16 protein-coding genes are annotated in these 13,542 nt (G+C 74.0%); 6 read left to right on the forward strand and 10 right to left on the reverse strand.

Annotation, left to right across the window (positions count from 1 at the left end; translation table 11 throughout):
- Positions 1-929: zinc-binding dehydrogenase (locus ACFV4G_RS12135; protein ID WP_380439202.1), on the reverse strand; the 929-nt coding region annotated here is incomplete at its 3' end.
- 110 nt (positions 930-1,039) lie between these two features.
- Here ACFV4G_RS12135 and ACFV4G_RS12140 point away from each other — a divergent pair.
- Positions 1,040-1,948 carry a LysR family transcriptional regulator gene (locus tag ACFV4G_RS12140; protein WP_380439204.1) on the forward strand — a complete coding sequence of 303 codons (909 nt, stop codon included), beginning with the start codon at positions 1,040-1,042 and terminating at the stop codon, positions 1,946-1,948.
- 11 nt (positions 1,949-1,959) lie between these two features.
- Here the strand turns inward: ACFV4G_RS12140 and ACFV4G_RS12145 are convergent, their stop codons facing one another.
- Both ACFV4G_RS12145 and ACFV4G_RS12150 read right to left on the reverse strand, forming a co-directional pair.
- Positions 1,960-2,133: a hypothetical protein gene (locus ACFV4G_RS12145; protein WP_380439206.1), complete on the reverse strand. Its 174-nt coding sequence runs from the start codon at positions 2,131-2,133 to the stop codon at positions 1,960-1,962.
- Positions 2,134-2,172: 39 nt separating this feature from the next.
- Positions 2,173-2,517 carry a hypothetical protein gene (locus tag ACFV4G_RS12150; protein ID WP_380439208.1) on the reverse strand — a complete coding sequence of 115 codons (345 nt, stop codon included), beginning with the start codon at positions 2,515-2,517 and terminating at the stop codon, positions 2,173-2,175.
- Positions 2,518-2,713: 196 nt separating this feature from the next.
- Between ACFV4G_RS12150 and ACFV4G_RS12155 the strand changes: the two genes are divergently transcribed.
- On the forward strand, positions 2,714-3,556 hold the full coding sequence (locus ACFV4G_RS12155; protein ID WP_380439210.1) for a hypothetical protein: 843 nt from the start codon (positions 2,714-2,716) through the stop codon (positions 3,554-3,556).
- A 44-nt stretch (positions 3,557-3,600) separates the two neighbouring features.
- On the opposite strand, the gene ACFV4G_RS12160 is transcribed toward ACFV4G_RS12155, so the two are convergent.
- From ACFV4G_RS12160 to ACFV4G_RS12185, 6 genes are all read right to left on the reverse strand, one after another.
- Positions 3,601-4,188 carry a cysteine dioxygenase gene (locus ACFV4G_RS12160; protein ID WP_380439212.1) on the reverse strand — a complete coding sequence of 196 codons (588 nt, stop codon included), beginning with the start codon at positions 4,186-4,188 and terminating at the stop codon, positions 3,601-3,603.
- A gap of 2 nt (positions 4,189-4,190) precedes the next feature.
- On the reverse strand, positions 4,191-5,921 hold the full coding sequence (locus ACFV4G_RS12165; protein WP_380439214.1) for a cation acetate symporter: 1,731 nt from the start codon (positions 5,919-5,921) through the stop codon (positions 4,191-4,193).
- Positions 5,918-6,295 carry a DUF485 domain-containing protein gene (locus ACFV4G_RS12170; RefSeq protein WP_380439216.1) on the reverse strand — a complete coding sequence of 126 codons (378 nt, stop codon included), beginning with the start codon at positions 6,293-6,295 and terminating at the stop codon, positions 5,918-5,920. The genes ACFV4G_RS12165 and ACFV4G_RS12170 overlap by 4 nt, the downstream gene beginning before the upstream one ends.
- A gap of 146 nt (positions 6,296-6,441) precedes the next feature.
- Positions 6,442-6,843, reverse strand: coding sequence for a pyridoxamine 5'-phosphate oxidase family protein (locus ACFV4G_RS12175; protein WP_380439218.1), 402 nt, complete (start codon positions 6,841-6,843; stop codon positions 6,442-6,444).
- Between the two features lie 55 nt (positions 6,844-6,898).
- Positions 6,899-7,528: an MBL fold metallo-hydrolase gene (locus ACFV4G_RS12180; protein ID WP_380439220.1), complete on the reverse strand. Its 630-nt coding sequence runs from the start codon at positions 7,526-7,528 to the stop codon at positions 6,899-6,901.
- Complete coding sequence (locus tag ACFV4G_RS12185; protein WP_380439222.1) at positions 7,525-8,610, reverse strand: S-(hydroxymethyl)mycothiol dehydrogenase; 1,086 nt, start codon at positions 8,608-8,610, stop codon at positions 7,525-7,527. Before ACFV4G_RS12185 ends, ACFV4G_RS12180 begins: the two co-directional genes overlap by 4 nt.
- A 581-nt stretch (positions 8,611-9,191) precedes the next feature.
- Between ACFV4G_RS12185 and ACFV4G_RS12190 the strand changes: the two genes are divergently transcribed.
- From ACFV4G_RS12190 to ACFV4G_RS12205, 4 genes are all read left to right on the forward strand, one after another.
- Complete coding sequence (locus ACFV4G_RS12190; protein WP_380439224.1) at positions 9,192-10,409, forward strand: cytochrome P450; 1,218 nt, start codon at positions 9,192-9,194, stop codon at positions 10,407-10,409.
- On the forward strand, positions 10,406-10,669 hold the full coding sequence (locus ACFV4G_RS12195; RefSeq protein WP_380439226.1) for a ferredoxin: 264 nt from the start codon (positions 10,406-10,408) through the stop codon (positions 10,667-10,669). Before ACFV4G_RS12190 ends, ACFV4G_RS12195 begins: the two co-directional genes overlap by 4 nt.
- Positions 10,670-10,798: 129 nt before the next feature.
- Positions 10,799-11,983 carry an MFS transporter gene (locus ACFV4G_RS12200; protein ID WP_380439228.1) on the forward strand — a complete coding sequence of 395 codons (1,185 nt, stop codon included), beginning with the start codon at positions 10,799-10,801 and terminating at the stop codon, positions 11,981-11,983.
- Between the two features lie 105 nt (positions 11,984-12,088).
- The gene (locus tag ACFV4G_RS12205; protein WP_380439229.1) at positions 12,089-12,775 is read left to right on the forward strand and encodes an alpha/beta fold hydrolase; all 687 of its coding nucleotides are present in this window, start codon (positions 12,089-12,091) and stop codon (positions 12,773-12,775) included.
- A 50-nt stretch (positions 12,776-12,825) separates the two neighbouring features.
- Here ACFV4G_RS12205 and ACFV4G_RS12210 read toward each other — a convergent pair whose 3' ends face one another.
- A complete protein-coding gene (locus tag ACFV4G_RS12210) occupies positions 12,826-13,419 on the reverse strand; it encodes a LysR substrate-binding domain-containing protein (RefSeq protein WP_380439231.1) in 594 nt (197 codons plus the stop codon).
- Positions 13,420-13,542: the final 123 nt, after the last annotated feature.

Raw genomic sequence — 13,542 nt, forward strand, 5'->3', positions numbered from 1 at the left:
CTGGGGCTGCTTGTTTTTTTATAACGACCCCGGGGGGGGGCGGGGGCCCCCCCCCCCCCCCCCGCCACGTTGCGGTCGAACATCTGCCGGATGTCGACGCCGGCGCTGCCGCCGTGCGGCACGCCGACGTAGCCGACCGCGCCGCCGTCGCGGGCGATGGAGATCGCGGTGCGCATCGACTCCTCGGTGCCGACGGCCTCCAGGACGGCGTGCGCGCCGGTGCCGCCGGTCAGCTCCCTGACCGCCTCGATCGCGGCCTCCCCGCGCTCGGCGACGACGTCCGTGGCGCCGAACTTGCGGGCGATGGCCGTGCGCGCCTCGTGGCGGCCCAGCGCGATGATCCGGCCGGCGCCGAGCCGCTGCGCGGCGAGCACCCCGCACAGGCCGACCGCGCCGTCGCCGACCACGGCGACCGTCGAGCCCGGACGCACCCGCGCCGAGACCGCCGCGTGGTGGCCGGTGCTCATCACGTCGGACAGGGCGAGCAGGCCGGGCAGCAGCGCCTCGTCCCCGGCCGCCTCCTTGGGCAGCCTGACCAGGGTGCCGTCGGCGAAGGGGACCCGGACGGCCTCGCCCTGGCCGCCGTCGGAGCCGACCTCGCCCCAGAAGCCGCCCCGCGGGCAGGAGGTGTGCAGGCCGTCGCGGCAGAACTCGCAGGTGCCGTCCGACCAGACGAACGGGGCCACCACGAAGTCGCCGCGGGCGAAGCCGGACACCTCGGCGCCGACCTCCTCGACGATGCCGAGGAACTCGTGGCCGATCCGCTGCCCGGCCACCCGGGGCGCCACGCCGCGGTACGCCCACAGGTCGCTGCCGCAGATGCAGGCGTTGACCACCCGCACGACGGCGTCGGTCGGCCGCCGCACCACCGGGTCGGGCACCTCCTCGATCCGGATGTCGGTGGGGGCGTGGATCACGGTGGCGCGCACGGAACTCTCCTGGCACTGCTCATGGGACCTGGACTGGAGCAGCCAGGGTCGCCAACCGGGCGCACCCGTGTCCAGCTACATCTCCTACACCACTTCCTTAAGATGAACTGATGCTCGACGTTCGACGACTCGTCCTCCTCCGCGACCTGGAGGCCCACGGCACGGTCACCGCCGTGGCCGACCTCCACGGCGTCACGCCGTCCGCCGTCTCGCAGCAGCTGCGGCTGCTCGAAGAGGAGACCGGCACCCGCCTCCTGGAACGCACCGGCCGCTCCGTCCACCTCACGGCCGCGGGCCGCCGCCTCGCCGGCGACACCGAGCACGTGCTCGCCGCCCTGGAGCACGCCCGCATCCGCCTGCACGCCGAGACCGGGAGCCCCGCGGGCCCGCTCCGCCTCGCCTGCTTCCCCAGCGCCCTCGTACCGCTGGCCGCCCCGCTCGGCACCGCCCTGAAGACCGCCCACCCGGACGTGCGGCTCCACATCACCGAGGCCGAGCCCGAGGCCGCCGTCCGGCTGCTGCTCCAGCGGCGCGCCGACCTCGCCGTCGTCTACCGGTACGACAACCTGGCCGCGCCCCCGCACGCGGACGTGGAGACCCGGGCGCTGCGGTCCGACCCCCTGGTCGCCGTGCTGCCCTCCGGCCACCCGGCGGCCCGGCCGACGGGTGCGCCGATCGACCTGCGCGAGCTCGCGGACGCCCACTGGACCACCGCGCCGCCGCAGACCGCCTGCGGCGCCGCCGTCCTCCAGGCCTGCCGCTCGGCCGGCTTCACCCCGCGGGTCAGGAACGTCTGCACCGACTTCTCCGCGATGATCGCCCTCGCCGAGAGCGCGGGCCACGCGGCGCTGATCCCCCGGCTGGCCACGGCCCACCTGCCGTCCACGCTGACCGCACGGCCGGTGGCGGACGACACCCTCACCCGCAGGATCGAGGTCGCCATCCGCCACAACACGGCGCACGAACCCGCGATCGCCGCCGGCCTGGACGTGCTCCGCACGCTGGCCGGCAGCCCGTGAGCGGCTCCGGCTCAGCCCAGGGTGCAGGCGAGCTGCGCCTTCACCGCGTCGAAGATGTTCTCCTGGGCGCGGCAGTCGGCACTGTAGACGTCCTCCCACTTGGGGCTGATGAAGTGGACGTTCACGATCTCGGTGATGATGCTGACGCCGCCCTGGGCCTTGATGGTGTTCTGGGCGATCAGCACCTGCGGCGTCGGCGCCGTCTGGGCGCCGATGACGCCGCCCTAACCGTAGAACAGGTTGGTGATCTTGGTGTAGACGGTGACCTTGTTGCCCTGGATGTTGTTGCCGATGATGGCGACCGTCCAGTCCTTGTAGTTGCGCTGCCAGGCGTAGTTGGTCGCCCGGTTCAGGGCGGACACGGTGCCGTACTGGGCCTGGACGATCCAGTGGTGCCTGCGGGCGCCCGGGTCACGGGGCTGCGCCGGCTCCCCCAGGCGGGCACCGCTCGCCGAGCCCAGCAGGGGCGCCGCACTGGCCGGCGCGGCGATGCCGCCGGTGACGGCGAGGGCCGCGGCCCCGGCGACCACGGCCGTCTTCCACTTCCCGGCGAGCTGACTGGTTGCCATCGTTGTTCTCCTCGTTCCCTCACGTCCACAAGCGCCTGGGCATCACCCGGCGCCCATGACTCTCGCCGACCGGTCACGGGGCGCACATCAGTCATTTGACGGTGGGCACCGAGGCCGCCGGCGTCCTACGTCACCGGCCTCCCGCCGTGGATGCGCAGTAGTAGGCTGAGCTGGAGAAATGATCTTCAGGAGAGACATGTCCGCCGCCAAGCCCCGCGTCCTGTTCGTCACCGACCTGGCCTACCCGGCCCGCGGCCGCCGCTACTGCGACGAGGACATCCGGCTCTCCGCGCGCCTGCGCGAGGACTTCGACGTCGCCCTGTGCCACCCCCTCGACGCCGCCACGCTGATGGACGCCTTCGACCTCGTCCTCGTGCGCAACAGCGGCCCGGTGCTGAACTACCGCGCCGCGTACGAGGCCTTCCGGGACCGCGCCCTCGACCGCGGCACCCGCGTCTACAACCAGCTCACCGGGCGCGCCGACATGGCCGGCAAGCAGTACCTGGTCGACCTCGATGCCGCCGGGTACCCCGTCATCCCCACCGCCGACCGGGCCGAGGACCTCGGGCGGCTGCCCGTCGTGCCCGAGTACGTCGTCAAGCCGAAGCTCGGCGCCGACTCGATCGGCCTGCGGATCGTCCCCCGCGAGGAGCTCGGTTCCGTCGCGTTCGGGGACGGCGTCCTGGTCCAGCCGCTGGTCCGCTTCGCGTACGAGGTCTCGTTCTACTTCGTCGACGACGCCTTCCAGTACGCGCTGCACGCCCCCGACCCCGAGCAGCGCTGGCGCCTCGAACCGTACGGACCCACCGCCGCCGACCTCGACTTCGCGCGCCGCTTCATCGCGTGGAACACGATCGAGCACGGCATCCAGCGCGTCGACGCCTGCCGCACGCCCGAGGGCGACCTCCTCCTCGTCGAGCTGGAGGACCTCAACCCCTACCTCTCGCTCGACCTGGTCGACGAGGCCACCCAGGACCGCTTCGTCGCCGCCCTCAAGGCCTCCCTGCACGAGCTCGCCGGGACGCCGGAGCACGGCTGAGGGGCCGCCCGGATGGGGCGGCCCGTCTTTTCAGTCCTCGCCGGTCACGGCGCCAGGCCGTCCGAACGCCGCCAGCTCACCAGCCGGGCCCCGTCCGGCGGGACGTCGACCACCTCCTGCCCGAAGACCCGGTTGATCGAGCTGTGCCCGCTCAGCGAGATGTCCGCCCCGTAGACGTGCAGCGAGACCGCCCGGCCGGTGCCGCCGTTCGACACCCGGTGGATGTCCTCGTCGGGCGGCACCAGGAGCTGCACCCGGCCGGGCGAGCAGGTGGTCCGGCCGGCCGGCACCAGCACCCTGCGGCCGGAGCGGGGCACCCGCCACAGCCGGTACGCCTCGTCCACCTCCACGCCCTCCAGCACGCCGGACACGCACCAGGCGACATGGTCGTGGACCGGGGTCGACTGCCCGGGCAGCCAGGTCAGGGCCACCACGGAGTGCGTCGGTCCGGCGTGCAGCAGCCGCTGCGCGTAGCCGTCGGTGTCACCGGCGCACAGGTCGTCCGGGACGATCAGCCCGGCCCGCAGGTACTTGCGCAGGGTGTCCGCGGTGAGCTGGGCGGTCAGGACGTCGGCGGCCGCGTAGCGCGCGAGGTCGGAGAGGAACTCGTCGAGATTGGTACGGGTTTCCACGGCTACCGCCCTGCCCCGGTGAGGGCCCGGACCTCCAGGTCCTCGAAGGACCGCCCGTCCGGGTCCTCGTCGCGACGGCGGCGGCCGCCGGCCAGCGAGCCGAGGACGGCGGCGGCGAACCCGATCGGGATCGAGACGACGCCCGGGTTCTGCAGCGGGACCGGCGCCGTGGTCGTGCAGGAGATCAGCGCCGTGGCGTTGCCGACCTCCTTGCTGGTCACCGCCACCCCGCAGTCCTTCGCCTGGGCGGCCGTCAGCTTCACCGCGTGGACCGTACCGCTCGCGCCGCCCCAGCAGATCGGGGAGAGCAGCACCAGGCCGATCGAGGCGACCAGGCCCGCGTAGATGCCGCACTTGGCACCGAAGGTGGTGAAGCCCCGCCAGAACAGGGTCAGCAGGATCGCCGGCAGGTTGGCCGAGGCCGCGATGGCGAAGGCCAGCGCCACCAGGAACGCCACGTTGAGGTCCCGGGCGAAGATCGACAGCACGACCGCGACCGCGCCGATGACCACGGCCGCGACCTTCGCCGTCCGCAGCTCCTGCCGCTCCGTCGCCCGGCCCTTGCGGATGACGCTGGCGTAGAGGTCATGGGCGAACGACGACGAGGAGGTCAGCGTGAGCCCCGCGACGACCGCCAGGATGGTGGCGAACGCCACCGCCGCGATGAAGGCCAGCATCAGCGAGCCGCCGGTGGTGCCCGCGCCGCCGCCGAGGTGCTCGGCCAGCAGCGTGGCGGCGGTGTTGCCGGACGGGTCCTTCTCCCTGATCGTCGCCGTGCCCACCAGTGCGGCCGCGCCGAAGCCCAGCACCAGGGTCATCAGGTAGAACACCCCGATGATGCCGATCGCCCAGTTCACCGACTTGCGCGCGTCCTTGCCGGTCGGGACGGTGTAGAAGCGCACCAGCACGTGCGGCAGCGCCGCGGTGCCCAGCACCAGGGCCACGCCCAGGCTGACCAGGTCGAGCTTCGACCAGCCGTCGGTCGACCCGTACTTCAGACCGGGCTGGAGGAAGGCGTCGCCCTTCTTGGACGCCGTCGCGGCGTCCCCGAGCAGGTGGCCGAGGTCGAAGCCGTACTTCGCCAGCACCCACAGGGTCATCGTGGCCGCACCGGCGATCAGCAGACCCGCCTTGACGATCTGCACCCAGGTGGTGCCCTTCATCCCGCCGACCACCACGTAGACGATCATCAGGGCGCCGACCCCGACGATGGTCCAGATCTGCGCGGAGGCGCCCTTGACGTCGAGCAGCTGCCCCACGATCGTCGCCGCGCCGACCATCTGCGCGATCAGGTAGAAGATCGAGACCACGATCGTCGACACGCCCGCGGCCGTGCGCATCGGCCCGCTGCGCAGCCGCGCGGCCAGCACGTCGGCCATGGTGAACCGCCCGGTGTTGCGCAGCAGTTCGGCCACCAGCAGCAGCGCGACCAGCCAGGCGACCAGGAAGCCGATCGAGTAGAGGAAGCCGTCGTACCCGGCCAGCGCGATGATCCCGGCGATGCCGAGGAACGAGGCCGCGGACAGGTAGTCGCCCGAGATCGCGATCCCGTTCTGCAGCGCCGAGAACTGGCCGCCGCCGGTGTAGAAGCCGCCGGTGCCCCGGGTGCTGCGGCGCGCCCAGAGGGTGATCACGAGGGTCACCGCCACGAGGGCGACGAACAGGCCGATGGTCAGGCCCTTGTGCGAGGCCGGCTGCGCCGCCGCGGCGGCGAGCTGGAGGTGCTGGGTCATGCCTGGGCCTCCGTCGCTTCCCGGGTGCCACGACCGGCCGGAGCCGCCGGGCGGTTCGCCGTCACGTCGCGCAGGGCCGCGGCCAGCGGGTCCAGCCGCCGGGCCGCGAACCGCCCGTAGGCCAGGGCGATGCCGAACGTCGAGACGAACTGCAGCAGCCCGAAGACCAGGGCCACGTTGACGTTCCCGGCGACCTTGGTCGCCATGAAGCCGCGGGCGTAGGCCGAGCAGAGCACGTACGCCAGGAACCAGAGCAGGAACGCCGCCGTCACCGGGAAGACGAACCTGCGGTAGGAGGCGCGCAACTCGGTGAAGCGCGGATCGTCGCCGATCCAGGGCGTGTCGCGGCGCGACGACACGGCGGGGTCGATCATGTCAGTCCTTCGGAGCGGTGCGGAACTTGCCGATGGACCGACCGTAGGAACCCGACGTCGACGCACGGTCAACGCGCCGTCAACGCGCGTCAACCGATCCGTCTGAGGCGTCCGCCCCCCCGGCGGAGTGAGGCCGGGCAGGAGCGTCAGGCGCGGCCGAGGACGCGGTCGACGGTGATCTCCAGGACGACGCGGTCCGGGTTGACGCGCGGCTCGCGGTAACGGGCGGCGTAGCGGCGCTCGGCGTCGGCCACCTCCTCGGCGGCGGAGCGCACGACGGCGACGCCCTCCAGCGTGGACCAGCGGGCGCGGTCGACCTGGCAGACGGCGACGCGCTGGCCGCCGGGGCCGGCTTCGGCGACGTTGCGGGCCTTGCGGCTGGTGCGGCTGGTGATCACCCGGGCGATGCCGGTCTGCGGGTCGAAGGTGACGCCGACGGGTACGACGTGCGGGGAGCCGTCGGGGCGCCGAGTGGTGAGGGTGGCGATGTGACGCTCGCGCCAGAAGGCGAGGAACGCGTCGTCGAGGTCGCGGGGGTCGTGGGCCATGGCCGTGATCGTACGGCCCCCGGGGCGGGCGCACCCGCCCCGGGGCCGCCGGGCGTCAGTGCCCGCGGGCGATCCATTCGGGCAGGGCCGGGGCTTCGGCGCCGATCGTGGTCGGGTCGCCGTGGCCGGTGCGGACCACCGTCTCGGGCGGGAGGGTGAGGAGGCGGTCCCGGATGGAGTCGATGATCGTCGGGAAGTGCGAGAACGACCGGCCCGTCGCGCCCGGCCCGCCGTGGAAGAGGGTGTCGCCGGTGAAGACGGTGCCGAGCTCCGGGGCGTGCAGGCAGACGGCGCCCGGCGCGTGGCCGGGGGTGTGCAGGACGGTCAGCGCGGTGCCGGCCACCTCGATCCGCTGGCCGTCGGCGAGTTCGCCGTCCGGGAGGCGCTCGGGGTGGGTGAGCTTCCACAGCGGGAGGTCGTCGGGGTGCAGCAGGATCGGCGCGCCGGTGCGCTCGGCGAGCGCGGGGGCGGCGTCGACGTGGTCGTTGTGGGCGTGGGTGGAGACGATCGCCAGCAGTCGGCGCCCGCCGAGCGCGGCCTCGATCGCGTGGGCGTCGTGCGCGGCGTCGATCACCACGGCCTCGGTGTCGTCGCCGACGATCCAGACGTTGTTCTCCACCTCCCAGCTGCCGCCGTCGAGTTCGAACACACCGGAGGTGACGAGACGGTCCACGCGGACGGTCACAGGACCACCACCGAGCGGAGCACGTCGCCCTGGTGCATGCGCTCGAACGCCTGCTCCACCGCGTCGAGTTCGATGGTCTCGGTGACGAACGCGCCGAGGTCCAGGCGGCCCTGGAGGTAGAGGTCGATGAGCATCGGGAAGTCCCGGGAGGGCAGGCAGTCGCCGTACCAGGAGGACTTGAGGGCGCCGCCGCGGCCGAAGACGTCGAGCAGCGGGAGCTCCAGCGTCATCTCCGGGGTGGGCACGCCGACCAGGACGACGGTACCGGCGAGGTCGCGCGCGTAGAACGCCTGCCGGTAGGTCTCGGGGCGGCCGACCGCCTCGACGACGACGTCCGCGCCGTGGCCGCCGGTGAGCTCGCGGATGGCCTCGACCGGGTCGGTGGTGCGGGAGTTGACGGTGTGGGTGGCGCCGAGGCCGCGGGCCGTCTCCAGCTTGCGGTCGTCGATGTCGACGGCGATGATCCGCGCCGCGCCCGCCAGCCGGGAGCCCAGGACCGCCGCGCCGCCGACGCCGCCGCAGCCGATCACGGCGACCGAGTCGCCCCGCCCGACGCCGCCGGTGTTGATCGCGGCGCCGAGGCCCGCCATCACGCCGCAGCCCAGCAGGCCCGCGACGGCCGGCTCGGCGGCCGGGTCGACCTTGGTGCACTGGCCGGCCGCGACGAGGGTCTTCTCGGCGAACGCGCCGATGCCGAGCGCCGGGGACAGCTCGGTGCCGTCCAGCAGCGTCATCTTCTGCTTCGCGTTGTGGGTGTCGAAGCAGTACTGCGGACGGCCGCGCCGGCACGCCCGGCACTGGCCGCACACCGCGCGCCAGTTGAGGACGACGAAGTCGCCCGGGGCGACCTCCGTGACGCCCTCGCCGACCGACTCGACGACGCCCGCGGCCTCGTGGCCGAGGAGGAACGGGAACTCGTCGTTGATCCCGCCCTCGCGGTAGTGGAGGTCGGTGTGGCACACGCCGCAGGCCTGGATCCGGACGACGGCCTCGCCCGGCCCCGGGTCCGGCACGACGATCGTGGTCACCTCCACGGGCGCGCCCTTGGCACGCGCGATGACTGCCTTGACCTGCTGGGCCATCCGTTTCCACCTCCGTCGGCCGGGGCGCCGTCGCACCCGGCGTGACCTGCGTCGAACCACTTGCCCACGAAGCGTATCGTCCACGCCCGCGCCCGCCCGGCGGGCGGGTCCGGTCGCCGGATCACCGTCCACGCCGGTCCCGGGATATGACGATGGCATACCCGGAGCCGATCGCGGCCCAGCTCGGCCGGGGGCGCACGGAGGGCGCCGGGCGCCCGTGCGTGCGCACCGAAGTGCCCGGAAAGCATCGGCGTTGGCCGGAAGTACCGCAGACGCGCGGACCGCCGCCCACGTACGGTCGTAGCAGAAGCGGTCCACGCGATGACGCTCAGCACACTCCCGTGACGACCGGCGCGCCCCGGCACGACCGGCGCGCCCGACCTCGCCCGCCCCGGTCCCACCCGGTCCCACCCGTCGGCCGGGTCCGCGTACCCGGACCCCGGTCCCGTCCGATCCCGGTCCCACCCGCCGGCCAGAGCCGAGCCGTCCGCCGGCCCGCCCCACCCGTCCCCCGCACCTCCCCGGTTCCACCCCCCGCCGGGCCGCCCGCGCGGCCCACCGCCCTGGAGTCTGGAGTACGGATGTCCGCCGAGAACAGTGCGACCGGTGCCGGCACCGGCACCGCCCCGCTCACGCCGCTGCACTGCCCGCGCCACGCCGAGGCCGGTCCGCCCCGGCTCTCCGCGCTGCCCACCGGCACCCCGGTCTGGCTGGTCAGCCGGCACGCCGACGTGCGGCAGGTCCTCACCGACCCGCGGCTCGGCCGCGCTCCGCTGTACGCGCCGGACGCGCCGCCGCTCACCAACGCGCCCAACCTGCTGGACGATCCGAACAGCATGCTGAACATCGACGGCACCGAGCACCAGCGGCTGCGCCGCACCGTGCAGCGGGCGTTCACGCCGCGCGCGATCGCGCGCTGGCGGCCCTGGGTGGCCTCGGTGATCGAGGGCCTGATCGACGAGCTGATCGACCACGGCAACCCGGCCGACATCGTCGCCGGTTACACCCGCCCGCTGCCGGTCGCGGTGATCAGCCGGCTGATGGGGCTGGACAACCTGGACAGCAAGCGGCTCGCCCACTGGAGCGACCACGCGCTCTCCACCACCGCCCACAGCGCCGAGGCGATCGTCACCGCGATGGGCGAGTTCGCCGAATTCGGCTCCGCCGTGATCGCCGAGCGGCGCGCCGACCCGGGCGAGGACCTGGTCAGCAGCCTGCTGGCGGCCGCCGCCGAGGACGGCTCGATCACCGAGGGGCAGCTGGTCACGCTCGTGATCGGGCTCGTCGTGGCCGGGCACGAGACCACGATGACGTCCCTCGGCAACGCGCTCGTCTACCTCCTGGGCGACGGGCGCGACGCCTGGCAGCGGCTCGCCGCCGACGAGGCCAGCGCCGCCGCCGCGACCGAACAGCTGCTGCGGGCCGTGCCGCTCGGGGACACCGACTACTTCCCCGGCCTGCTGCGGCGCACCGTGGAGGAGGTCGAGATCGGCGGGGTGGTCATCCCGGCCGGCAGCGTGGTCGCCGCCGACACCAGCGCGGCCAACATGGACCCGGAGGTCTTCACCGGGGACCTGCTGACCGAGCTGTTCTCCCCGCTCGTCGCGCCGATGTACACCTTCGGCGCCGGGCCGCACCACTGCCTGGGCGCGTGGCTGGCCCGGATGGAGCTCGAACTGGCCCTGCACCGGCTGGCCCGCCGACTGCCCTCGCTGCGGCTCACCGACCCGGCCGGCTCGATCGACTGGCGGCGCGGGCTGCTGACCCGCAGTCCGAACTCGCTGCAGGTGGCCTGGTGACGGCCGGTCCAGAGACGGGCGCCGAGACGGTCGTCGTCCGCGTCGACCGGGACCGCTGCATCGGCTCCGGGATGTGCGCCCTCAGCGCGCCCGATTCGCTGGCGCTCGGGGCGGAGGGCCTGGCCGAGCCGGTGGCCGGGTACGGCGGGGACGGCGCGGAGCTGACGGCCGAACTGACCGAGGCGGTCGACTTCTGTCCGGTCGAGGCGCTGACGCTGTACTCGGCGCGCGGCGGGTACCGGATCGCCCCGGCGGAGTGAGTCCCCGCGGTGCCGCCCGTCTCGCCGACACGGGCGGCGCCGCGGCCGGGCGTGATTCATGAGCCGTGCTAATCGATGCATGAGCTGATCGATCTTGCTCGCCCCCGGGCCGGCTGATGAGCTTGGGCCATGAAGAACGCGGAAGTCCTCGCTCCAGCCAACTCGCCTTCCACCGAGGCCCGTTGGTCCCCCGTCGTCGCCGTCGCCCTGAGCACGTTCACCGTGGTGTCCGCCGAGATGATGCCGGTCGGGCTGCTGACGCCGATGTCGGACAGCCTCTCCGTCACCGACGGTGTCACCGGCCTCTCCCTGACGATCACCGGGCTCATCGGCGCGGGCGTCTCCCCCTTCGTCCCGGCCCTCATCGGACTGCGCGACCGCAGGAGCGTGCTCGTCGGCCACATGCTGCTGCTCGCCGTCGCCAACGCGGTGACCGCGATCGCCCCCGACTTCACCGTCCTGGTCGCCGGCCGGATCCTGCTCGGCCTGGCGATGGGCATCGTGTGGGGGCTCGTGCCCGGGCTGGCCCCTCGCCTCGTCGACGGGCCGCGGATCGCCCTCGCCTCCACCATGGTCTTCTCCGGCGTCTCGATCGCCTCCGTCCTCGGCGTCCCGCTGGGCACCTACCTCGCCGCGCTGCTCGACTGGCGCGCCGCGTTCTGGGCGCTCGCGCTCCTCGGCGTGGCCTGCGCCGCCGTCCTCGCGCGCACGCTGCCCGCCCTGCCCGTGCACGAGCGCGGCCGGCTCGACGGGATCGCGGGTGTGCTGCGACACCGGGGCGTCGCGACCGGGCTGGCCGTCACGACGCTCGTCGTCCTCGGCCACTTCGCCGGCTACACGTACGTCCGCCCGGTGCTCGAAGCCGACGCGGGCCTGGGCACCGGCGTCATCGCGGCCTGCCTCCTGGTGTACGGGCTCGCGGGCGTGGCCGGGAACTTCACGCTCGGCCCGCTCGCCGGCCGCAGCCCCAGGGCGGCCGTGACCGCCGCCCTCGCGGGGGTCACGCTGGCGACCGGCCTGCTGCCCGTCCTCACCGGCAGCGTCGTGACGGTGGTGCTCGCGCTCGTCCTCTGGGGCGCGTCGTACGGCGGGGTGTCGGTCTCCACGCAGACCTGGGTCCGCACCGCCGACCCGGCCCGGATCGAGGCCTCGGGGGCGCTGTGGGCGGGCGTGTTCAACGCGAGCATCGCGGTCGGCTCCCTGGCGGGCGGCCTCGTCATCGACCACGCCGGGAACCGCGCGGTGCTCCTCGCGGCGGCGCTGGCGACGGCCTCCGGGCTGCTCGTCGCCGTCGCCTCCCGGCCGCGGCGCTAGCGGACGGGAGGGCCGGGGGGAGAGCGGATTGCCACGATGAGTGATCGACCGGATACTCGGCGTAGGGCGCCGTCGCGGCCCGCCACCTACGCAGGAGGACATCACATGACCGGCAAGGCCAGCATCGTCTTCGCCCACGGGCTCTGGGCCGACGGGTCGTGCTTCGGCAGGCTCATCCCCGCGCTCCAGGCCGAGGGGCACGAGGTCCTCAGCTCGCAGCACGGCCTCGACTCGCTCGAAGGCGACGTCGCGTGCGTCACCCGCGCGATCAATCGCGTGCCGGGACCGGTCGTGCTGGTCGGCCACTCCTACGGCGGGACCCTGATCACCAAGGCCGGCGTCCACGACCGGGTGGGCGCGCTGGTGTACATCGCGGCGCTCGCCCCCGACGAGGACGAGACCTCGCAGGGCCAGCAGGAGAAGTTCCCCGGCACGCCCGTCTTCAAGAACATCGAGGTCGCCGACGGCCGCATCTGGCTCCAGGAGTCGGGCCTCGGCGACTTCTGCGGCGATCTGCCGGAGACCGAGCAGAAGCTCGTCCTCGCGACGGGCGCCGTACCGGTCGCCGACCTGTTCACCCAGCAGGTCCCCGGCACCGCCTGGCGCACGAAGCCGAGCTGGTACATCGTCGCGAACGACGACCGCACCGTACACCCCGACCTGGAGCGGGCCGCCGCCGAGCGCATGGGCGCGAAGACCTACGCCGTCGACAGCAGCCACGTGCCGATGCTCTCGCACCCGGCCTTCGTCCTCGACGTCATCCGCGACGCCGCGAGGAGCCTGGAGGCGTAAGGGGGCGCGGAAAGGCACAGGGAAGCCCTACGGCGAAACGGCGCGACAGGTCAGCCGACGGATTCCGCGAGAAGCCCGAGGAAACGTTCCGTCAGCCCGTGCACCGCCCGCTCCCGCCGGACGACGAGCAGGGTCGACGGCTCCAGGTCGGGCACCGGGAGGTAGCGGATGTCCGGGCGCTGGACGTACCGCACGCTCGCCTCGCAGAGCAGCAGGCCCTGCGCGGTGCTGGCCACCGTCGACAACCCCTCCTGGAGCGTGGCGGCGCCCGCCGGGTACGCCAGGTCCCGCCCGTCGGGCAGCCGCCGGGGCGCGTTCGCCAGGCGCCAGTAGTCCGGCGCGGGGCCGCGCGGTTCGATGAGCCCGAGCCCGGCCAGGTCCCCGGCGGAGACCCCGGCCGCCCGGGCCAGCCGGTGGGCGGCGGACAGGGCGATGCGGACCGGCTGCCGCGAGAACTCCATGAGCACGCGCAGCCCCGGCTCCCGGCACGGCGCGAGCACGATGGCGAGGTCGACGTCGCCTTGCGCCAGCCGGGAGAACGGGTCCCCCCAGGGCAGTTCGACGAGCTGGACCGAGCCCTCCGGCAGACCCGCGACGGCCCGCGCCACCGGCTCGTACACCACGCACTGGAAGCCGACCCGCATCGGCCGGTCCGCGCGGGGGCCGCCCCCCCCCCGCGCGCGCGGGGGCCCCCCCCCCCCCCCCCCCCCCCGCGCCCCCCCACACCCCCCCCCCCCCCCCCCCCCCCCCCCCCGCGCCACCCCCCC

Origin of the sequence: Kitasatospora sp. NPDC059747, from assembly GCF_042732955.1 — a bacterium.
Classification (GTDB): Bacteria; Actinomycetota; Actinomycetes; order Streptomycetales; family Streptomycetaceae; genus Kitasatospora.

What these genes read in the sequence shown, in the direction of transcription:
- ACFV4G_RS12140 (WP_380439204.1), top strand. Translation starts at nt 1,040, where the DNA reads ATGCTCGACGTTCGACGACTCGTCCTCCTCCGCGACCTGGAGGCCCAC.
- ACFV4G_RS12150 (WP_380439208.1), bottom strand. Translation starts at nt 2,517, where the DNA reads ATGGCAACCAGTCAGCTCGCCGGGAAGTGGAAGACGGCCGTGGTCGCC.
- ACFV4G_RS12155 (WP_380439210.1), top strand. Translation starts at nt 2,714, where the DNA reads ATGTCCGCCGCCAAGCCCCGCGTCCTGTTCGTCACCGACCTGGCCTAC.
- ACFV4G_RS12165 (WP_380439214.1), bottom strand. Translation starts at nt 5,921, where the DNA reads ATGACCCAGCACCTCCAGCTCGCCGCCGCGGCGGCGCAGCCGGCCTCG.
- ACFV4G_RS12170 (WP_380439216.1), bottom strand. Translation starts at nt 6,295, where the DNA reads ATGATCGACCCCGCCGTGTCGTCGCGCCGCGACACGCCCTGGATCGGC.
- ACFV4G_RS12175 (WP_380439218.1), bottom strand. Translation starts at nt 6,843, where the DNA reads ATGGCCCACGACCCCCGCGACCTCGACGACGCGTTCCTCGCCTTCTGG.
- ACFV4G_RS12185 (WP_380439222.1), bottom strand. Translation starts at nt 8,610, where the DNA reads ATGGCCCAGCAGGTCAAGGCAGTCATCGCGCGTGCCAAGGGCGCGCCC.
- ACFV4G_RS12190 (WP_380439224.1), top strand. Translation starts at nt 9,192, where the DNA reads ATGTCCGCCGAGAACAGTGCGACCGGTGCCGGCACCGGCACCGCCCCG.
- ACFV4G_RS12200 (WP_380439228.1), top strand. Translation starts at nt 10,799, where the DNA reads ATGAAGAACGCGGAAGTCCTCGCTCCAGCCAACTCGCCTTCCACCGAG.
- ACFV4G_RS12205 (WP_380439229.1), top strand. Translation starts at nt 12,089, where the DNA reads ATGACCGGCAAGGCCAGCATCGTCTTCGCCCACGGGCTCTGGGCCGAC.
- ACFV4G_RS12210 (WP_380439231.1), bottom strand. Translation starts at nt 13,419, where the DNA reads ATGCGGGTCGGCTTCCAGTGCGTGGTGTACGAGCCGGTGGCGCGGGCC.